At 56.7% G+C, this 19,610-nt stretch carries 14 protein-coding genes, 2 pseudogenes and 3 CRISPR repeat arrays; of the genes and pseudogenes, 11 read left to right on the forward strand and 5 right to left on the reverse strand.

What is annotated here, in order from left to right; all coding sequences use genetic code 11:
* Together ALQ04_RS19945 and ALQ04_RS19950 are read right to left on the reverse strand one after the other, a co-directional pair.
* Positions 1-266 (reverse strand): annotated as a pseudogene (locus ALQ04_RS19945) (type VI secretion system tip protein VgrG); the annotation flags it as partial.
* 132 nt (positions 267-398) lie between these two features.
* A complete protein-coding gene (locus ALQ04_RS19950; protein ID WP_122317464.1) occupies positions 399-917 on the reverse strand; it encodes an Hcp family type VI secretion system effector in 519 nt (172 codons plus the stop codon).
* 839 nt (positions 918-1,756) lie between these two features.
* Between ALQ04_RS19950 and ALQ04_RS19955 the strand changes: the two genes are divergently transcribed.
* From ALQ04_RS19955 to ALQ04_RS19970, 4 genes and pseudogenes are all read left to right on the forward strand, one after another.
* On the forward strand, positions 1,757-2,836 hold the full coding sequence (locus ALQ04_RS19955) for a hypothetical protein (protein WP_122317465.1): 1,080 nt from the start codon (positions 1,757-1,759) through the stop codon (positions 2,834-2,836).
* Positions 2,837-2,918: 82 nt separating this feature from the next.
* A pseudogene (locus ALQ04_RS19960) lies at positions 2,919-3,694 on the forward strand (TSUP family transporter).
* Positions 3,691-4,575, forward strand: coding sequence for an alpha/beta fold hydrolase (locus tag ALQ04_RS19965; protein ID WP_122317466.1), 885 nt, complete (start codon positions 3,691-3,693; stop codon positions 4,573-4,575). Before ALQ04_RS19960 ends, ALQ04_RS19965 begins: the two are co-directional and overlap by 4 nt.
* 88 nt (positions 4,576-4,663) lie before the next feature.
* On the forward strand, positions 4,664-4,894 hold the full coding sequence (locus ALQ04_RS19970) for a hypothetical protein (RefSeq protein WP_122317467.1): 231 nt from the start codon (positions 4,664-4,666) through the stop codon (positions 4,892-4,894).
* Positions 4,895-4,953: 59 nt separating this feature from the next.
* Here ALQ04_RS19970 and ALQ04_RS19975 read toward each other — a convergent pair whose 3' ends face one another.
* The 3 genes from ALQ04_RS19975 to ALQ04_RS19985 all read right to left on the reverse strand — a co-directional run bounded on the left by ALQ04_RS19975 (position 4,954) and on the right by ALQ04_RS19985 (position 7,292).
* Positions 4,954-5,709, reverse strand: a complete 756-nt coding sequence (locus ALQ04_RS19975) for a hypothetical protein (protein ID WP_122317468.1) — start codon at positions 5,707-5,709, stop codon at positions 4,954-4,956.
* 120 nt (positions 5,710-5,829) lie between these two features.
* Complete coding sequence (locus tag ALQ04_RS19980; RefSeq protein WP_122317469.1) at positions 5,830-6,399, reverse strand: LysE family translocator; 570 nt, start codon at positions 6,397-6,399, stop codon at positions 5,830-5,832.
* A 50-nt stretch (positions 6,400-6,449) separates the two neighbouring features.
* Entirely contained in the window at positions 6,450-7,292 is an 843-nt protein-coding gene (locus tag ALQ04_RS19985; protein ID WP_122317470.1) for an AraC family transcriptional regulator, read from the reverse strand.
* Between the two features lie 378 nt (positions 7,293-7,670).
* Positions 7,671-7,938: a CRISPR direct-repeat array (repeat unit 28 nt; unit sequence CTTCACTGCCGTGTAGGCAGCTTAGAAA).
* A gap of 181 nt (positions 7,939-8,119) precedes the next feature.
* On the opposite strand from ALQ04_RS19985, the gene ALQ04_RS19990 reads away from it, so the two are divergent.
* The 7 genes from ALQ04_RS19990 to cas6f all read left to right on the forward strand — a co-directional run bounded on the left by ALQ04_RS19990 (position 8,120) and on the right by cas6f (position 18,699).
* On the forward strand, positions 8,120-9,331 hold the full coding sequence (locus ALQ04_RS19990) for an MFS transporter (protein ID WP_122317471.1): 1,212 nt from the start codon (positions 8,120-8,122) through the stop codon (positions 9,329-9,331).
* Positions 9,332-9,603: 272 nt separating this feature from the next.
* Positions 9,604-9,992: a CRISPR direct-repeat array (repeat unit 28 nt; unit sequence CTTCACTGCCGTGTAGGCAGCTCAGAAA).
* A 344-nt stretch (positions 9,993-10,336) separates the two neighbouring features.
* Positions 10,337-11,314: a type I-F CRISPR-associated endonuclease Cas1f gene (gene cas1f / locus ALQ04_RS19995; protein ID WP_122317472.1), complete on the forward strand. Its 978-nt coding sequence runs from the start codon at positions 10,337-10,339 to the stop codon at positions 11,312-11,314.
* Complete coding sequence (cas3f, locus tag ALQ04_RS20000; RefSeq protein ID WP_122317473.1) at positions 11,311-14,655, forward strand: type I-F CRISPR-associated helicase Cas3f; 3,345 nt, start codon at positions 11,311-11,313, stop codon at positions 14,653-14,655. The genes cas1f and cas3f overlap by 4 nt, the downstream gene beginning before the upstream one ends.
* Before the next feature lie 95 nt (positions 14,656-14,750).
* On the forward strand, positions 14,751-16,097 hold the full coding sequence (gene csy1 / locus ALQ04_RS20005) for a type I-F CRISPR-associated protein Csy1 (RefSeq protein ID WP_122317474.1): 1,347 nt from the start codon (positions 14,751-14,753) through the stop codon (positions 16,095-16,097).
* Positions 16,090-17,073 (forward strand): type I-F CRISPR-associated protein Csy2, encoded by a 984-nt coding sequence (gene csy2, locus ALQ04_RS20010; RefSeq protein WP_122317475.1) that lies wholly within the window; start codon positions 16,090-16,092, stop codon positions 17,071-17,073. Before csy1 ends, csy2 begins: the two co-directional genes overlap by 8 nt.
* A 33-nt stretch (positions 17,074-17,106) precedes the next feature.
* Positions 17,107-18,132: a type I-F CRISPR-associated protein Csy3 gene (gene csy3, locus ALQ04_RS20015; RefSeq protein ID WP_122317476.1), complete on the forward strand. Its 1,026-nt coding sequence runs from the start codon at positions 17,107-17,109 to the stop codon at positions 18,130-18,132.
* A 3-nt stretch (positions 18,133-18,135) separates the two neighbouring features.
* Positions 18,136-18,699, forward strand: a complete 564-nt coding sequence (cas6f, locus tag ALQ04_RS20020) for a type I-F CRISPR-associated endoribonuclease Cas6/Csy4 (protein ID WP_122317477.1) — start codon at positions 18,136-18,138, stop codon at positions 18,697-18,699.
* A gap of 278 nt (positions 18,700-18,977) precedes the next feature.
* Positions 18,978-19,548: a CRISPR direct-repeat array (repeat unit 29 nt; unit sequence CGTTCACTGCCGTGTAGGCAGCTTAGAAA).
* Positions 19,549-19,610: the final 62 nt, after the last annotated feature.

Here is a 19,610-nt window from a genome sequence, read left to right on the forward strand (position 1 = left end):
TAGCGGGTCAGGCGTTTGCCGGATTCACCCTGGGCGGCGCGGTAGATCTGGCCATGGATGCCGCTGCCGTCCGGCGACAGCTGCAGGAAGGCCGGTTTGTGCAGCAGGGTTTCGAGGTCCAGGGAAGGCTGTTCACTGACCAGTTCCACATCGAACACGAACGGTTGGCTGATGGCTTCCCGCCCGGTGAGGGTGAAAACCTGAAGATCGCTGCTAAGCCCTTCTACGGTCAGGCTGAAGTGAGTCTGATTGGCCGGCGCGAACATCCCTTGTTCCTCGTGCAGTGCTGCGGCAACCGCTGAACCCCGGATGGGTGCTCAACGGGTGCAAGAATTCTGGAGTGATGCAAACGACATCGACCAGCAGAGCTGGCCGATGTGTGAAACGGTCGGCCAGACTTAGCCAGCGACCGGGGAACGCCAGTCATCGGAGCCCGAAGTACCGGAGACTTCGTGGGTCCAGGTGATTTTGCGGTAGGTGAACTCGACGTCTTCCAGGTGAGTGAAATGCGCGTTCGCCGGGTCCTGGCAGTTGTGCATGTAGTCCTTGATGTCGACGATGATCGCGTCTTCAAGTTTGGTGGTGAAGTAGTGCTCTTGAGTACCGGCAGCGGAAGTGCGGTACCACTGGATGGTGATTTCGGTCAGGCGCTCACCGGAAGTCAGGGCAGCCAGCAGCAGCGGCGAGGACTTGTCGAAGACCTTGGTGATCTTGACCGGCTTGTGAACGCGCTGGCCAGTGGGTTGGCCGGACTGCGGGTCACGCGGGATGATGACTTCGTGGTTGAAACCCTGAACCATGACCTGGTCTTCATGACCTTCCTGGTAGGTGTTGCCAACCGAATCGGCGGTGAAGGCACCGGCGGTGATCAGGCCTTGTTTGGTGCCGGTGATGGACATGTACGCTGGCGTTGCCATTGAGCTGCTCCTTGCTGAGGAAATAATGGTGCCCGGAGGCGAAAATCGCCCGGTGGGTGGCTATTACCAATCAAGCTTCATGCCACAGAGAGAAATACCTATATAAATCAATGGTTTGATAATTAAAAACGTCAGCTTTATCGCCGATACCTGTAGGAAACCTCGACAATGTGCGCAAGAAGTTGCGCACCACTGCGCAACTTCTTGCGCACTTGGCTGGAGGCCTTGAACCGCGTGGCCTGTAGCGGTGTCGACAGGTCTTTCAGGGGCCAAGAGTGCGCAAGAAGTTGCGCATAATGGCTATATAGCATGATTCTACTGACTCCCGGCCCGCAGGAGCGGTTTCAACCGCGAAAAGCCGTTGAAGGCGATGCATCTCTGCCGGATGTACCTCCCAGGGTCGCAGGCAAGCGCGTTCCTGCCGTGTATTATTAATTTAATTTGCTGGCCATTATTTTGATGCTAATCTCTGCGCGCTTTTTCAGTGGGGCTAACCCGCTCTGAAAGTTCTCCATCCCAAGTGCTCCCATCACTCGGGCATGAGACCAGCTACAGAAAATTAAAATAAAAACAGTCAGCCAGGTTTTCACAACATGCATCTTCCTGAACGCACATCATTGCTGCTCCATTGCATGCCTCGCCTTTCCTTTCGAGCTTTCCGATTACGTTAAACGCCCGTTCTTCATTCGCAAAACAGGCGATCCATAGAATTTGTCAGGGAGGGCAAACACTCCCCGAGCAAATATTGATGAGCCGTTCATATTGAAGGCCGTCAATCGTTAAACCAGCCGCTCCAATAAACAATAAAAAAGGTGCAAAGCACCACAGGGATGTCACACATGACACAGGCTATACAACAAAGTACCGAATCCGTTGCGTCTTGCACTCAACAGGAAGTCAGAACTTTCAGCTTTGATGTTCAACAATCCAAACTGCTGCATATCTTCTCGCAGGAATTGGCGGCCATGGGCGGGCCACAGGCAGCGGGTGCCAGGGCCAAGGCTTCCGTAGCCGCTACCGAACTGAAGTTCTCTATGTCCAGGGAGCAATGCGAACTTCTCAACGCTTATTCCGATGGACTGATTTCCTTGCTGATCTTTGAAGGGCTGCAAAAGATCAGCGATGCCAGCCCTCCCGACGAACTGCCGGATCTGGAACTTCTGGAAGATCGCCCCGACGTGCTGTGCATGGCTGCGCGTAACCAGATCCTGTTGAAGCTGGTCGATAACAGTTCCTTTGCCTACGACATGGACAACGAAGGCAAACTGGTTCGTCTGGTCGCCAACTTCAAGGGCGGCGGTTTGCAGAAGATCGATGCCGAACCGGAAATCAAGGAACTGAGTTCCCATTCAGGCCTGGCCCTCGGCCCGCATACCGAAGCGCCTTACTGGTGTGCCGTGAACGCCGAAGACGGGCACTCGCCCTCGCCGTCCTCGCTGATACTTTCTGCGCTGTGGAACCCGGGCCAGGAACCGACCACGGTCATTCCGCTCCCGCCGGTGCTGGACAAGATCGGCTTTAGCCATTGCCTGGCATTGACCACCGGCAGTTTCCAGTTCACCCGCAGCGACTCTTTTGTCAGTGGTAAGGGCGAAGACGGTCGGGGCGTGTCGATTCTGGAGTTCGACAATAAAGTCGGCTTCGCCGCGCGGTTCAACTCGTATCGTTTTTCCGTCAATGAAAATGCTTCGTCCTTTGTGAAAACAGCCTACTCGGCACTGTGCGAAGGCATTAAAGAAGCCACGCCACAGCAATACGTCCTGACCCAGGAATCGGCCATGATCATCAACAACATTCGGGCATTGCATTGTCGGGATGTGATCAGAGATAACCGGCGAGTTCTGGTGCGCATCTTTGGTATGTCCAAGTTCTCTTCCCCGCTGGTTATTTCAGAAGACCCGCTGTTGCTGCGTGGCTGATGTCGCAGCACCCGGTTTTATGCAAATGCTTGAACAGCCAGTCATCCAGGTGGCTGGCTTTTATCTGTCATGAGGGAATGTGATGTCTTGGGATTTGATTGGCATGTTGGCGCTGGTTGCTTTTTGCGCCGGTTTTTTTGATGCGATTGCCGGAGGTGGCGGGCTGATAACTTTGCCCGCCCTGTTTCTGGCAGGTGTCGATCCCATCAGTGCGATAGCCACCAACAAGTTTCCGTTTCAGCCACCATCACCTTTGCCCGTAAAGGCATGATTGAATGGCGAGAGGGACGTTTTCTGGTGCTGTGCGGATTTATCGGCGGGGCCTGCGGTGCATTACTGGTCAGTTCGATCGATAAACAGTATCTGGAAGTTTGCGTACCGGTGATGTTGATTCTGGTCGCGCTTTACTTTGCTTTTTCGCCAAAAATTGGCAATGAAGATCGCCGTAAAAGAATCGGCATTCTATTGTTTTCCTTTACCGTTGCCCCCGCCCTGGGTTTCTATGACGGCATATTTGGTCCCGGCGTCGGTTCTTTCTTTATTGTCGGCTTTGTATTGCTTTGCGGTCTGGGGATGATGCGTGCCATGAGTTTCACCAAACTGGCCAATGCCTCCTGTAATCTGGGTTCTCTCTCAGTGTTCATCACCAAGGGGGTGATTATCTGGCCCATCGCAATCGCCATGGCCCTGGCAGCCTTCCTCGGCGCGCAACTGGGTGCGCGGGCGGCTGTGCGGGTTGGCCCACGCCTGATCAAACCCATGCTGGTCGTGGTCTGCTGTGCGCTGGCCATTAAACTCTTGAGCGTGGAAAGCAACCCGTTGCGCGTTGCATTCATTCACACACTGGCTTCGTTATGATCAATCTGTCGGCGTTCTCTCTCGATTCTCGAATTCAGTCCCGGCTGCAATTCAATGAGACGCCGGCAGGACCTGCCTGTTATTTCTCCCAGGCTTTCGAGGGCTATGAACTCGAAGGTCGAATCCTCTCCAGCCTGGCAGCGCCCACAACAATGCCCAGGGTTCTGGCCATTCATGGCGCCCGCTCGGACTACAGCAAACTGAACGGCCTGCTGTATCCCTTGCAGGCATCAGGCGTTGCCAGTTTGAGCTTCAGCCTTGGCGGCCATAACACAACCACCGATATCGAACTTGCGAACACTTGCCTGGCCCGCAACCTTGAGGAAGCCCTGCACTTTGCCAATTGTCTGGGCCCGACATTCGATACCGTGATCGGCCACAGCCTGGGTGGAGCACTGGCCCTGAAAGTGGCCGAAGCTCATCGAGCCAGGGTCAGGAAGATCGTCCTGGTTTGCCCGGCCCTGTATGCAGACGCGGCGTATCAACAGCCATTCGGGCAACCGTTCAAAAGCGCCATTTCCGTTCCGTATAACTTTCTCGACTCCTCATCCCTCGCATTCCTGCGCGAGTTCGAGGGCGAACTGATGCTGGTTATCGGCGAACTCGACGGCCTGCAATCCACAGCATTCGGCGGCGTAGCCGGAACCTCAGCGGGCACGGTGAAAGTAGCCAGCGGCACGACAGCAGAGCGTGTGATCAACAGCGCCATTCCTTATGAAGTCATCGACGCGATTGAAAAGAACCTGACTCCCCGTCAGTTCAGGAAACATGTTCTGCCGGACTGCGACCACGCTGTTTCGGCCTGGCTTCGCCAGCATCCGCAGCAGGCGCGGGAGTTGGCGTTGGAGATTGCCCGTTTCATCAATACCCAGGCTCACTGACGAAACGCCCTCTCCTTCTTTATTGCTGGTCTATCGTTGAACCTGATCGCCCCATGAAGGGACGGCCGTTCATAAAATGGAGAAGTTTATGAAGAAGCTGGTTATGGCTGCATTCGCTGCAACTCTATTGATGGGTAGCTTCACTGCCCCGGCCCTTGCCGAAAGCGAGCTGGAGAAAGGCGTCCGGCATGACAATCGCGAAGTGGACAAGGGCGTTGAGCATGACGCCAAGGAAGTCGAGAAAGGCGCGAAGCACGACGACGAAGAGCGCCATAAAGCAGACAAGCATGTGGACAAGGAAGAGAAGAAGCATCTGTAACGTTCAATGAATATCCAGAACCAGGCCGTCAGATAAATACTGACGGCCCACTCCCGAAATTACTCGCCTTTCTCGTCCTTCACCTTCTGCGCCACTTCACCAGCCATGGATGTCGTCACGACTCCGCCCACACCCGGCACGACCTTGGTGACGGTGGCATTGACTGTATTGCTGATGTTGCGCGTGTACTCATCAATCTGAATGCCGCCACGCATGTGGGCCGAAACCACCTGAGGCCTCATGACCGTGTAGGTAATGGTAGAACTGATGGTGCGAAACAGGTTGCCCAGTGCGGAAACGATGGAAATGATCGTCAGCACCGCAAAAGGGATCGAGAGCCACATGATGCTCATCTTGAACAGGGCGTTCTCTGTGCTCAGGCCATTGAGGTTGCGGCAATAGACAACCGCGGCGACCAGATAGATGCCTGCCAGTACCGCAATCGCCAGCGGATCACGAATGTCGAAGGCCACTCGGGCACACAGCAGAATGTAAATGACTGCGCTGGAGAGTACATCCGGGATCAGGCTTTTCAGGCCGTCCACGGCTTTGGATATGTTGTAGATCACAAAGCCGATGACGATGATCCAGCCGAGTATCGGAATCGCAGCCAGCGCGAGGATCAGCACCGATAACAGCAAGCCACGGATGATGCCGTGGTGCAGGTTGTTCTTGATCAGGAAGTAAACGAAATAGCTGCCGGAAAACAGCGCAATCAGTGCAAATGAAACACCCACGGCTTCGGGTTGTAGAAAAAAGCTCAGACAGCCCACGGCAATCATGAAGGCCAGGCACAGGTATCCGCTTTGATTCATTGGTATTCGTCCGTGACGAGCGCTCAGCGCATCCTGCAAGGTTGGCTGAGCGGGGCTGAAGTTACTGCGATATCGGCATGACATCAGCCATCTTTAACCAGTAATCGCGGCAACCCCGTCTCAACGCAAGAACCCGGCCCAGGCCGACACCAGCAACAATACCGCCATCGCCCGATTCAGCCGCTGCATGGCCTGCGCGGAAGTGAGCAACCTTGCCGATCCACTGCCCAGCAACGCCCAGCAGGTCATGCAGGGTATCGATACCAGAAAGAACACCAGCGCCAGATCGGCCACCGTGCCCTGGCTGAAGACGCTGACCACCGCCAGCGCCATCATCCAGGTCTTGGGATTGACGAGCTGCAGGCCGGCAGCGCCGATAAAACCGAGCCGTTGCTGCTTGTCATCCTGTTCGAGAGGGCTGGCCGTGGCGCTGAAGATCTTCCACGCCAGCCAGGTCAGCCAGGTGACGCCTATGATCGACATCACTGTTTGTGCGCCCGGTATCTGCACCAGCGAACGCCCTACGCCCGTCCCCACCGCCAGCACCAGACCCGCCGCGCCCATGCACGCACCGAGAATGATCGGCAGGCTGGCGCGCAGGCCATAACGGGCGCTGTTGCTCAGGACCAGAATATTGGTCGGGCCGGGCGTAATCGAGGAAACGAAGGCAAACAGCAGGAAGGACAACATGGGCACAACTCCAGACGCGAGATGTGCTCATGCTCGCCCGGCTCGCGGCCTTAGTCTGGAAGATCCGTGCAGCGATTGCGATAGGCCGACGGGGTCATGCCGTTGGCACGCAGGAACCAGCGGCCCAGATGACTCTGATCGGCAAAACCCAGGTCGCTGGCCACTTGAACAGGCAATGCCCCGGCGGCCAGCATGCGGCGAGCCTGAGCCAGCCGCAACTGCACCAGATAGGCATGGGGCGGCAAGCCGAATGCCGACTTGAAGGCTCGACTCAGACGAAAGCGATCAACACCGCAGACCTGCGCCAGCTCATCGAGGCCGAGGTCGCGGCGATAGTGGGCATGCAGATAATCGCGGGCGCGCAGAGCCACCTGCGGCAGACGCGGGTCCTGATGATGCCGCAGACGCCAGCGCAGGTTGCCGGTCAGCCGTTCCAGCAATCCATCCAGCGCGCTTTGCCGGAAAAGCAGCGGCTCCTGACCATGCAACGCGGCAAAGGCAAACAGGGTAGCGTTGCTCAGCCGCGGATCGCATGCCAGGGTGTTGGCGAAGCCGAGCTGATAACCGTCCGGCGCCTCTTCAAACAGAGCCGGCAACTCGCGTGCGACCCAGTTCGGATCGAGATACAGCATCCGGTAAGTAAAACCGTCCGCGCTGGGCGCATCCCCGTCATGAATCTCACCTGGCTCCAGCATGAACACCTGACCCGGCGTACTGGCATAACGTTGCCGCCGACAATGAAACTGCTGCACACCCTGCTCCGTGACACCCACCAGATAACTGTCGTGCCAGTGCGGATCGTAGACATGGGCATTTCCCTGGAAATGCGCGTGCAACGTCTCGATACCGGTATCGCGGTCCTGAGCAAGATTGATCCAGTTGCTCTGTGTCATGGTGATTCTGGAAGGGCCAATAGGATGAGGAATGACTGTTATCGCGCAGGGCACACCGGAAGTCTAGAAGGTTTGTGCGTTGGCTTCGCGGAGTATGTGGCGCGGACTCATCCGTGAAAACAGCCCCGTACTTATTGTTATTCACCCTGTGGAAAGCGGCTTGCCCGCGACGAGGCAAACATTATTTACCGCTGTGATGCGGAGATTCGATTGCCTTGTTCGCGGGTCTTCGAGAAGGCGTATTCGGACCCTCTTTTTTCTGGGTGATCGGGCGGCCTTTAAAATCAATCACTTACAGAATCGGTGAAAAAAAGGGTAAAAATGCCTTTCGGGCATGATTTATCTTTGAAAACGGAAGGTTATGGAGGAAGGTGTCTACTTCACTGCCGTGTAGGCAGCTTAGAAATTCCCTTTCAACTCAGCCTGCTGCAGCGGGCACTTCACTGCCGTGTAGGCAGCTTAGAAATTTGCGTCCGGTAATCATAATTTCCTCAAAACCTTCACTGCCGTGTAGGCAGCTTAGAAAAACAGCCAGGACGACGCACGTACTAACATTGCCTTCACTGCCGTGTAGGCAGCTTAGAAAAAACGGCAGCGGCAAACGGGCACCAAAGTGAACTTCACTGCCGTGTAGGTAGCTTAGAAACAAAGGGCCTCTATGCGGCGCTAGACTCTTTCCTTCACTGCCGTGTAGGCAGCCCAACCTTATTCACATAAATACGCAGTTATCAAAGCCCTTCTCCGTATCACACAACCTGGACGATTCGCCAGGTTTAGCTTCTTGATATCCTTCACCCGCAATTCGCCATGCCAAACAGGAATGCAGCGTGAACAAGGACTATCTGGCGTTTTTCACTTCTTTGTTTCTGTCACGACTGGCTGATCAGATTCTGCTGTTCATCGTACCGCTGGTGGTCTTTCAGACAACCCAGAGCGCGTCCTGGGCAGGGCTGGCGTTTTTTGCCGAGTCGCTGCCGCGCTTTCTGGCGTTCCCGATCTGCGGGGCGTTGTGCGACAGGTTTTCTCCTGTTCGGATTCTGCATTTCAGCCAGATTTACCGGGCGCTGATCTGCCTTCTTGCAATAGCCCTTTACGGTATTTTCGGCGGAATCGGCTGGCTGGTGGCACTCTCGGCGTTGTGCGGCGTGCTGACGACACAAGGCATCATGGCCCGCGAGGTGCTGATGCCGCACATCTTCGCGCACTACACCTATACAAAAACCCTGTCTTATTCACAGATCGCCGATCAGACCGGACTGGTGCTGGGACCTCTGGTCGCGGTGCTGTTGCTGGAGATCTGGGCGTGGCACTGGGTTGTGCTGGTCACTGCCGGGCTGTTCCTGCTGGCGGATCTGGCGATGGTGGTATGGAAGCGTACCAGCCAGATCACCCTGCAAGTGTTCCAGCAACAGGGGAATGTCTGGTTGCAGCCGCTGCGCATAGCGTTCCGGCATATACGGACGCTGACGGAGCTGAAAAAGATCATCACTCTGGCGGTGGGCGTCAACCTGAGCATCGGCGTCACCCTGGCCACTTCCGCCGCCATGGTGATTGGTGAGTTCACTGCCGGCAAGGACACCTACGCCGCCCTGCAAATGGCAGGCGCCGTGACCACCATCGTGATTCTGTTCTTGCTTGCCCGGATCGTGATCCCCATGCGGATCATGGGCAGTGTCTCTTACACCCTGATTGCTGCTGGCACCTTCATCTGTGCCCTGAGCCCCAACCTGACCGGTTATGTGGTGGGTTTTCTGCTGATTGTCGGCTTCGACAAGATGTTCAATGTCTATATGCGCACCATCCGCCAGCGGGTCATTCCTCCTCAGGATTTCGGCAAGACCGTGGGCGTGATAACCCTGCTCAATAACCTGTCGCAACCTTTGGCAGGATTACTCGTGTCCCTGCTGGCGGCACCGATCGGCACGCAGCATGTGATTCTGCTGCTGGCGGCATTGAGTACGGTATTGGGCGCAGTTGCGGCGTGGCTGTTCAGAAGCGAACGTGGAGCGCTTTCACCGACGATAGATAACCCCCTGTAGGAGCGGATTCATCCGCGAAGACAATATTCAAGGCGCCGCATCATGGGTGGATGTACCAGCCTCTTCGCGAATGAATTCGCTCCTACTGCAGGGGTGGCCAACGATTGCTTCATTCATATATCGTCATGAGCGCTGGTTCTGACCCTCTTTTTTCGGGGATGTCGAGTGCCTTTTAAAATCAACTACTTACAGAGGCAGTTAAAAAAAGGGTGAAAATGCCTTCCGGGCATGATTTTTCTTTGAAAACGGAAAGTTATGGAGGAAGGTGTCTACTTCACTGCCGTGTAGGCAGCTCAGAAATTTCTCCCATATCCATTTCGTACCGCCTTGCGCTTCACTGCCGTGTAGGCAGCTCAGAAAAGGCGAGCCAGTCTACGAAGTTGACATACACACTTCACTGCCGTGTAGGCAGCTCAGAAATGCCGGACCTGCACAACTATGGCGGGGAAAGCCTTCACTGCCGTGTAGGCAGCTCAGAAACAGATGGGGCTGCCTTGGCGAGCGAGCCCAGTACTTCACTGCCGTGTAGGCAGCTCAGAAATTAACGCCGTAGTCGCCGAATTCGTGACGGCCCTTCACTGCCGTGTAGGCAGCTCAGAAATACGACCCGGTCATTAAAGGTCATCTGCTCCACTTCACTGCCGAACAGGCAGCTCACAATCTCCGCACAAACCCTAACAATCTGATTTAAATAAACCTCCCCCCGGAGCGCGCTTGCTCTGAGCGACACTCCGACGACCCATTGCGAAACGCTCGCAAAAATATACGACTGCTACGCAGCCGATCGCGGGCAAGCACGCTCCCACAGATTGAACGACAGCACGGCGCCGCGGCGGCGGGCAAACTCCTACTCGCGTTTTTCTGCAATCTCATTCCTACGCGAATAGCGGAATGATCCTTCTGCCATTCAGTTACCCCCAACCTCAAAAAACATAAAGCACAGCATTACGCTATCGGCTATATATGTTCCCCTTCATATGGCACAACGCCTCTAATGGTTCGATCATGGATGACATCAGCTCTTCGGATCTCAAGACGATCCTGCATTCCAAGCGCGCGAATATTTATTACCTGCAGCATTGCCGTGTCCTGGTAAATGGCGGGCGGGTCGAGTATGTGACGGATGCGGGCAAGCAGTCGCTGTACTGGAATATCCCCATCGCCAATACCACGACTGTGCTGTTGGGCACCGGTACTTCGGTGACGCAGGCGGCGATGCGCGAGCTGGCCAAGGCCGGTGTGCTCGTCGGTTTCTGTGGTGGTGGCGGGACGCCCTTGTTCAGTGCCAACGAGATCGATATCGAGGTCGCCTGGTTCTCGCCGCAGAGCGAATATCGGCCTACCGAATATCTGCAACGCTGGGTCGCGTTCTGGTTCAAGGACGATCTGCGCCTGGACGCCGCCAAGGCTTTTCAACGTTTGCGGCTGGCGCACATCAAGCGTCAATGGGTCGAGCACAAGGCTTTCGCCAAGGCCGGTTTCAAGGTCGATCCGGTAGAACTCGACAATGCTCTGAGCCAGTCCCTTGCGGCCCTTAATAACGCCCCGGACCACACGTTCCTGCTGACCGAAGAAGCCCGGCTGACCAAGCGTCTGTTCAAGCTGGCCGCCACAACCATGAAATATGGCGACTTCACTCGGGCCAAGCGTGGTGTCGGCGGCGATCCGGCCAACCGCTTTCTCGATCACGGCAATTACCTCGCTTATGGCCTGGCCGCGACCGCCACCTGGGTACTCGGCTTGCCCCATGGGCTGGCGGTGCTGCATGGCAAGACCCGGCGTGGCGGGCTGGTGTTCGACGTTGCCGATCTGGTCAAGGACGGGCTGATTCTGCCGCAAGCCTTTATCTCGGCGATGCGCGGTGATGATGAGCAGGCGTTTCGGCAGGCCTGCATCGAGAACCTGACCCGCAGCGAAGCGCTGGACTTCATGATCGACAGCCTCAAGGACGTCGCCGAGCAGTTGGGAGGCGCTGTCGCTTGAATATTCTGCTGATCTGCCAGTGCGACAAACGTGCACTGGTCGAAACCCGGCGCATTCTGGATCAGTTCGCCGAGCGTCGGGGCGAGCGTACCTGGCAAACGCCGATTACTCAGGCCGGCCTCGACACCTTGCGGCGCCTGTTGAAAAAAAGCGCCCGACGCAATACGGCAGTAGCCTGTCACTGGATCAGGGGGCTGGACCATAGCGAGTTGCTGTGGATTGTCGGCGATGCCAGCCGCTTCAATGAACAAGGCGCCGTACCGACCAACATCACTCGCCGCAACGTCTTGCGCAAGGGTGATGAAAACGATTGGCACAGTGCCGAAGACATCACTTTACTGGCGCAAATGGCCGCCTTGCTGCATGACCTGGGCAAATCCAGCATCGCGTTTCAAAAGCGACTCTGCACCAATGTTCGCGAGAAAAACCTGTACCGCCACGAGTGGGTTTCGTTGCGGCTGTTTCTCGCGTTTGTGGGAAGCGATACCGACGAGGCCTGGCTGAAACGCTTGGCGGCACCTACAGAACAGGATGATGCGCATTGGCTGGAACAGGGCCGTTACCTGCGTGACGGGCTCGACGCGCATGCACCGCCACCCTTTCAGAACCTGCCACCGCTGGCGGCAGCCATTGCCTGGCTGGTGGTGACGCATCACCGCTTGCCCGTGCTGCCATGTGAGGATGGCGGATGGTTTGGCAAGAAATCCCTGTCGTTCGATGTCAAGCGACTCCCCAACATTCTGGAAGGCGTGACGCATGAATGGAATGAGCTAAAAAGCCCTGCCGCTCCAGAGGCCATCAAACCTTACTGGCAATTTGAACATGGCTTGCCGGTCACGCTACCCAAATGGCGTAACCAGGCAGCGAAACTGGCGACTCGCCTGCAGGCCCTGAACAGCAAGGCAGGCAAAGGCGACTGGCTGAACAATCCTTATGTCATGCATGTGGCACGCATGAGCCTGATGCTCGCGGACCATCATTACTCCAGCCTCAAGGCCGACTCGCAGCAGCGGGTCAAAGGCGATGCGCAATGTCAGCTCTATGCCAATACCGAAGACGGCAAGCTCAAGCAGACACTGGATGAACACCTGCTGGGCGTTGCGCGGTTTACCAGCACCATCGTGCATGGGCTGCCCGGTTTCGAGCTTTATCTGCCACGTCTCGCCAGGCATAAAGGACTGCGCAAGCGCAGTGGTTCCGAGCGTTTCCAGTGGCAGGACAAGGCCACCGATGCCGCCACCAGCCTGCGCGCCCGGTCTTTCGAGCACGGGGCGTTCATCGTCAATATGGCCTCGACCGGCTGCGGCAAGACCCTGGCCAACGCCAGGATCATGAATGCACTGGCCGATCCGCAATCGGGGTTTCGCTGCACCTTTGCTCTGGGCCTGCGCACGCTGACCTTGCAGACCGGCGCCAGCTATCGTCAGGACCTGCACCTGAGGGACGATGAACTGGCCGTGCATGTCGGCGGCTCGGCCAGCCGGAAGCTGTTCGAGTTTCATCAGGAGCAGGCTGAGCAAACCGGTTCCAGCTCGGTGCAGGACTTGATCGAGGAAGACAGCCATGTGCTTTACGAAGGTCAGTTGGCCAATCATGGCCTGTTGTCCAAGGCCATGGACAATCCGCAGATCCGCTCACTGCTCAGCGCGCCGATGCTGGTCTGCACCATCGATCATTTGATGCCCGCGACCGAAGCACAACGGGCTGGCCGCCAGATCGCGCCCATGCTGCGCATGATGAGCAGCGATCTGGTGCTCGATGAACTGGACGACTTCGATATCGCCGACCTGCCCGCGCTGACCCGCCTGATGCATTGGGCCGGCATGCTCGGTACGCGAGTCCTGTTGTCATCCGCGACCCTGCCGCCCGCGCTGGTCGACGGCATGTTCCAGGCCTATCGCGCAGGCCGCCTGCACTATCGACGCAATCGCGGCGCTCATGATCAGCAGGCTTATCCGCCATCCGAAGTGGCTTGCCTGTGGGTCGATGAGTTCACCGCACACGCTACAACATGCACTGATCCTCAGCACTTTATGAGCGAGCATGAAGCATTCGTGAATCGGCGCGTCGAGGCGCTGGGCAAAGAAGAACCGCGTCGATGCGGCGAGTTGATAGCGCTGAATATCACGGCCAGAAAGCCGGAAGCCATTCGTGCCGGGTTCGCCAGCCATGTGCGCAGCGCCATGCTTGAAGCTCATGCACGACATGCCGAAACCTGTCCGCAGAGTGGCAAGCGTGTCAGCTTCGGTCTGGTGCGCATGGCCAATATCGAACCGCTGTTCGATGTGGCACTGGCGTTGTTTCAAGCCGGAGCCACTGAAGACCACCGCATCCATTTATGCGTTTATCACTCGCGTTTTCCGCTACTGCTGCGCTCGGCCATCGAGGCACAACTGGACGCCAGTCTGAATCGACGCAAGCCAGACGCGGTATATGCCCTGCCAGAGATTCGGCAGGCCATCGATCAGTCCTCCGAGCAGAACCATCTGTTTGTGGTACTGGGCTCGCCAGTGACTGAGGTAGGCCGCGATCACGATTATGACTGGGCCGTCGTCGAGCCGTCGTCCATGCGCTCGCTCATCCAGTTGGCCGGGCGTATACAGCGACATCGCAACAAACCGTGCACATCGCCCAATGTGCTGATCTTCGATACCAACCTGAAGCACTTCGAGCAGCCGCAAGACGCAGCGTTTGTTCGGCCTGGTTTCGAGAGTATCAACAATAAAGTTGCCCACCCGTTCCGGCTGACCACGCACCGACTAGGCAAGCTGTTGCAAGAAAACGAATACAGGCCGCTGACCGCCCGCCCCCGCATCCAGCCGCGCCCGGCTCGGGACTGGCAGGCGAAAACAAGCCTGGTCGATCTGGAACACAGCCGACTCGCCGCGCAGATGCTGCCCAAGGATCACAGCCAGGCATTCAACCTTGATGCCGCCTGCGTCTGGCAGTACCCGCAAGCCTCACTGACCTGGGTCTTGCCGCAACAGCAGCCTTTCCGCGAACAGACCACACCGGAAACCGAGCTGGTGTTTTTGCCTGACGAAGACGAAGAACAGCTTTTGTTGAATCGCATTCATGAAGAGGCCAAACGCGGTAAACCGGCGATTCATACCCTTGCTCAGAGTGACCTCACGCTTATAGATCTCGACAGCCAGCTTGGCCCCCGCATAACGCCTTGGGGTCGGCATGACTTGATGGAGTTGCTGGTTCAGCAAACTGAGGTCCAGGACCTTTCACTGAGGAAATGCGCCGAGAAATTTACTTCGGTCAGTGTGCATGAGAGCAAATTTGGGTGGCGGTATCACCCGGTTTTGGGGTTTGGGAAATCACGAAACGAATGAGTGACAAGACAAAGGAAGGCCTATGCAAATATTGAGTTGCCACAAAGACGCCATAGAACGGGCACTTATCCCGTCGACTTTTAAAGGTTCCGAACATGGATGAAGGATCTAGACTCACACCCCGCGCCAAACTATTTCGTAGCGCCATCGCCGCTTTTATCACCGAGCGCAAAGAAGCCAAGCTCAAGGGCAATGACGACGATGGCCATGATCAGGCGGCCAGCAAATATGACTACGCCACCTGGCTGGCCGATGCCGCTCGCCGGGTTGCGCAGATTCAGGCTGTGACTCATGTGCTCAAGGCCACGCATCCGGATGCGCGGGGCAGCAGCCTGCATATGGTGCCGCAAGCGCTGCATCAGCATGCGGAGATTGGCACTCACGCATTGGGCGAGGCGTATGCCGACGATATCGTAGGTAATGCTGCGGCCCTCGATGTGTACAAGTTTCTCAAGCTGGAAGTCGACGGTCGTCGTTTACTGGACTGGCTACAGGCCAATGATGCCGACTTGCTGAAAGCACTGAGCCCTGACGAAGCCACGGCACATGAATGGGCCACTGCATTCAAGGGGCTTATTCGGCCTGCTGCCGCCTTGACCTCTCACACCATGGCCAAGCAGGTGTACTGGAATGTTTCTGGTAACCCAACGGACGATTCAGGCTTTCATCTCCTGCAGCCTTTGTTCGCCAGCAGCCTTGCCCATGCGGTGCATCAGGACATCAACGATAGTCGTTTCGGTGAAGCCAATAAGGCCGCCCGACAGGCAAAGCGCGAGGAAAAGCTTCACGACGATCAGTACAGCGACTATCGCAATCTGGTCACGCGCAAACTCGGTGGAACCAAGCCGCAAAACATCAGCCAGTTGAACAGCGAGCGCGGTGGGGTGAACTACCTGTTGGCTTCGATACCGCCAAGCTGGAAACAGGACAGGCCGCGTTATTTTCTCCATATTGAGTCGGCGCTTGATCGCTTTCGGCGCTTTGAAGGCGTTGATGAACAAATCAAAGCCTTGTGCGACCTGCTTGGACGCGATCCGCCCAGAACGAAGCCGACTCGTGATGCACGCAAGCCTCTCGAACAATCCCTAGGCGCCTCACTGGCCGCCTTTGGCCTGGCCAGTCGCGAACTGTTTGAACCCGGCTGGACCCGCGACCCGGACTGCGAGTTGGCGTTATGCGAACAGCTATGGCTCGACCCCGGGCGTATCGCTTTGCCCTTGCGCGACGATCATCTCGTTGAGGACCAGACCTTTGTCACAGCCTTTCATAACGGTGACTGGCCCGAGCAGGTCGCCAAACGCTTTGGCCAATGGCTGAACGATATTCTGCGCAAGACCGGTTTGCCTGTCGGCGATGTGGAACTGAAACACTGGTCCAGACAAGCCATCATCGAAGCCGACTCCGATCTGCCAATCACAAGTCTGGAGGCGTCCAATGGCTGACTGCCCAAAGTTCACTCACCTGTTGGTTATCCCGCGTATTCGCGTGCAGAACGCCAACTCGATTTCCAGCCCGCTGACCCACGGTTTCCCATCCATGACAGCCTTTCTGGGCCTGATGTGGGCGCTGGAGCGCAAGCTCAGCGAGACGGGTCTGAAGCTGCAATTCAAGGCCATTGGCGTCGTGGCTCATCACCATGAAGAACAGCTCACCCAAATCGGTTTCGTAAGCACTTTGCGACTGACCCGCAACCCGATCAACAAGGACGGCAGCACCGCAGCGATTGTCGAAGAAGGCCGGATGCACATGGAGATCAGCCTGATGTTCGCCGTGCAAAGCGAAACGCCGCCTGCCGATGCCGAAGCTGCACAGTTGCTCGCCAGACAAGTGCGCGATCAGCTATCGCAATTGCGCATTGCCGGTGGCAGCGTGATCCCGTCCTCGACACCGCCTCACAAGCAGCAGCCTTTCATGCTGCATATGCCCGAAGACAGCGAAGCCAGGGAAACGCTCTTCTCCAGGATCCGCTTGCGCCTGCTACCGGGCTTTACGCTGGTTGATCGTCAGGACCTGCTCGAACAGCGGCATGCAGAACTTCAGGAGAACGCCCCCGATACCTCGCGGCTCGACGCCTGGTTGTCATTGTCGCGGCTCAACTGGCATAGCGCGACCAACGAAGATCCGGACAAAAAACCGCAATGGACCCACGATAAAAAGGGCGGCGGCTGGATCGTGCCAATCCCCGTCGGCTATGGCGCGCTGGGCGATCTGCAAGAACCCGGCTCGGTGATCAACGCCCGTGACGGGCAAACGCCGTTCCGCTTCGTCGAGAGCCTGTATGGCATCGGCGAATGGATCAGCCCGCATCGCTTGCATGATCCCGAACAGATGCTCTGGTACGCCGACTCACGTCCCGCTGACGGCCTCTATCGCTGCGCCAACGACTATCGCCCTGCTGTCCTGCACGACTTCGACTGACTTGCTGACCATCTTCCTAAAAGGTATTTGAACATGGCTAACGACAACACCCTCAAGACCGCTTCCGTTCTGGCTTTCGAGCGCAAGCTCGACCCTTCCGATGCGCTGTTTCATGCCGGTGACTGGCAGTCCCGCAAGGATTGGACGCCCTTGGCGATTCGTGAAAAATCGGTGCGTGGCACCATTTCCAATCGCCTGAAGACCAAGGATCTGGACCCCGCCAAACTGGATGCACAAATCGAAAAACCCAACCTGCAAACCGTCGATGTTGCCGCCCTGCCCCATGACGCCGATACGCTGCGAGTCAGCTTTACCCTGCGCATCCTGAACGGCACCGGCCAGCCTTCCGCCTGTAACGACATCGAGTACCGCAACAAGCTACTGGCCACCGTCAAAAGCTATGTGGACAGCAATGGCTTCGGTGAACTGGCACGTCGCTACGCCCACAACCTGGCCAATGGTCGCTTCCTCTGGCGCAACCGCATCGGTGCCGAACAGGTAGAGGTGGAAGTTGCTCATCTGGTGGATGGCAAGGCTGCATCGGCCTGGTCTTTCAATGGTCTGGCGTTGTCGCTGCGAGACTTCAATACCAGCGCTGAAAACACCAAGGCACTGGGCGAACTGAGCCAATTGATCGCCAGCGGCCTGGCCGGTGAAAAGCATGTGCTGCTGGGCGTGACGGCGTATGTACGGATGGGCGCCGGGCAGGAGGTTTTCCCGTCACAGGAGCTGATTCTGGATCGCTCCAGTGGCAGCAAAAGCAAGACGCTGTATCAGGTGGACGGCATTGCTGGTATCCACTCGCAAAAGATCGGCAACGCCCTGCGCAGCATCGACACCTGGTATCAGGAAGCCGATATCAACGGCCCGATTGCCGTGGAACCCTATGGTTCGGTCACCACTCAGGGCAAGGCTTATCGCCAGCCTCGCAGCACCAAGGATGACTTCTACACCCTGCTTGATGGCTGGGTGCTCAAGGACAAGGTGCCGGAGTTGAATCAGCAGCATTTCGTCATTGCGACCCTGATCCGTGGCGGCGTCTTCGGTGAGGCGGGTTAAACCATGGATCATTACCTCGATCTGCAATTACTGCCCGACCCGGAATTTGCAGCCACGCAGTTGATGAGCGCGTTGCTGGCAAAACTGCATCGCGGCCTGCATGAACTGCGCCGCGATGACATCGGCATCAGCTTCCCGGCTGTTGCAGGCAAGACAACCGGACTCGGCGACCGTCTGCGTTTGCACGGTAGCGCACAGGCGCTGGATGCCTTGCTGGCTTTGAACTGGCTGACAGGCATGCGTGACCATGTGCGGCTGGGCGAATTGAGTACAGTGCCGGACGGCGTACAGCATCGTCGCGTCAACCGTGTGCAAGTCGACAGCAACCCGGAGCGCGCACGGCGACGCCTGATCAAACGCCACGGCCTTACCGAGGAACAGGCACGCGAGCGCATCCCGGATACCGCCGCCAAGCGCTGCAACCTGCCTTTTACCCAACTGCGCAGCCACAGCACGGGGCAGACATTTCGCCTGTTTATCCAGCATGGCCCGCTACAGGCAAACGCCCAGCCTGGAACCTTCAATAGCTACGGGTTGAGCGGCACTGCCACTGTTCCCTGGTTCTAGCTTCAGATATGGGGCGAATTCATTCGCGAAGAAAGCATTCCCGACGCTGGATTTGTGTGGAACGGGATGGCCTCTCGCGAATGAATTCGCTCCCACGCGTGGGAGGCGAACGAGGGTTTCAGACTATGGCCTCACGAAGGCTGTTTCTGACCCTCTTTTTCAGGTCGCTCTGGAGGCCTTTAAAATCAAGCACTTATAAAGGTGACTGAAAAAAGGGTAAAAGCGGCTGAAGCGCATGATTCTTCTTTTAAAACGAGGGGTTATGGAGGAGGACTTCTAGTTCACTGCCGTGTAGGCAGCTTAGAAAAATAGTGGGTGTATCTTCGTCAGTAATGACAAGTTCACTGCCGTGTAGGCAGCTTAGAAATCAGTATCACAGCGCCGTTTCGCAACTGAAGCGTTCACTGCCGTGTAGGCAGCTTAGAAATTTCGATGCTCGGATTTAGCGCCGACGTATTCGTTCACTGCCGTGTAGGCAGCTTAGAAAATTTAGCCGCGTCTTCACGATCACCATTGGGCGTTCACTGCCGTGTAGGCAGCTTAGAAATACAGATTCGATTTCCAGCGGATAGGTTTTCATGTTCACTGCCGTGTAGGCAGCTTAGAAATGGATGTCCTTGGCCAAGAATGCCGAAAATGCGTTCACTGCCGTGTAGGCAGCTTAGAAAAGACAGCGCCCGCTGGCCTGACCAAGGCATCGAGTTCACTGCCGTGTAGGCAGCTTAGAAAAGATCGTCCCCGACGATGGGAGGGCCATTAGCGTTCACTGCCGTGTAGGCAGCTTAGAAAATAAACGCTTCAGGACAATTAGTAGCAGGGTCATTCACTGCCGTGTAGGCAGCTTAGAAAAGCTCGGAAACCAGCGCCTTGAGATGCGGGAAGTTCACTGCCGTGAGCTGGTCTAATGACCC

Source organism: Pseudomonas cichorii (genome assembly GCF_003700275.1).
GTDB classification, from domain to species: Bacteria; Pseudomonadota; Gammaproteobacteria; order Pseudomonadales; family Pseudomonadaceae; genus Aquipseudomonas; species Aquipseudomonas cichorii_B.

What these genes read in the sequence shown, in the direction of transcription:
- ALQ04_RS19950 (WP_122317464.1), bottom strand. Translation starts at nt 917, where the DNA reads ATGGCAACGCCAGCGTACATGTCCATCACCGGCACCAAACAAGGCCTG.
- ALQ04_RS19955 (WP_122317465.1), top strand. Translation starts at nt 1,757, where the DNA reads ATGACACAGGCTATACAACAAAGTACCGAATCCGTTGCGTCTTGCACT.
- ALQ04_RS19965 (WP_122317466.1), top strand. Translation starts at nt 3,691, where the DNA reads ATGATCAATCTGTCGGCGTTCTCTCTCGATTCTCGAATTCAGTCCCGG.
- ALQ04_RS19970 (WP_122317467.1), top strand. Translation starts at nt 4,664, where the DNA reads ATGAAGAAGCTGGTTATGGCTGCATTCGCTGCAACTCTATTGATGGGT.
- ALQ04_RS19975 (WP_122317468.1), bottom strand. Translation starts at nt 5,709, where the DNA reads ATGAATCAAAGCGGATACCTGTGCCTGGCCTTCATGATTGCCGTGGGC.
- ALQ04_RS19980 (WP_122317469.1), bottom strand. Translation starts at nt 6,399, where the DNA reads ATGTTGTCCTTCCTGCTGTTTGCCTTCGTTTCCTCGATTACGCCCGGC.
- ALQ04_RS19985 (WP_122317470.1), bottom strand. Translation starts at nt 7,292, where the DNA reads ATGACACAGAGCAACTGGATCAATCTTGCTCAGGACCGCGATACCGGT.
- cas1f (WP_122317472.1), top strand. Translation starts at nt 10,337, where the DNA reads ATGGATGACATCAGCTCTTCGGATCTCAAGACGATCCTGCATTCCAAG.
- csy1 (WP_122317474.1), top strand. Translation starts at nt 14,751, where the DNA reads ATGGATGAAGGATCTAGACTCACACCCCGCGCCAAACTATTTCGTAGC.
- csy2 (WP_122317475.1), top strand. Translation starts at nt 16,090, where the DNA reads ATGGCTGACTGCCCAAAGTTCACTCACCTGTTGGTTATCCCGCGTATT.
- csy3 (WP_122317476.1), top strand. Translation starts at nt 17,107, where the DNA reads ATGGCTAACGACAACACCCTCAAGACCGCTTCCGTTCTGGCTTTCGAG.
- cas6f (WP_122317477.1), top strand. Translation starts at nt 18,136, where the DNA reads ATGGATCATTACCTCGATCTGCAATTACTGCCCGACCCGGAATTTGCA.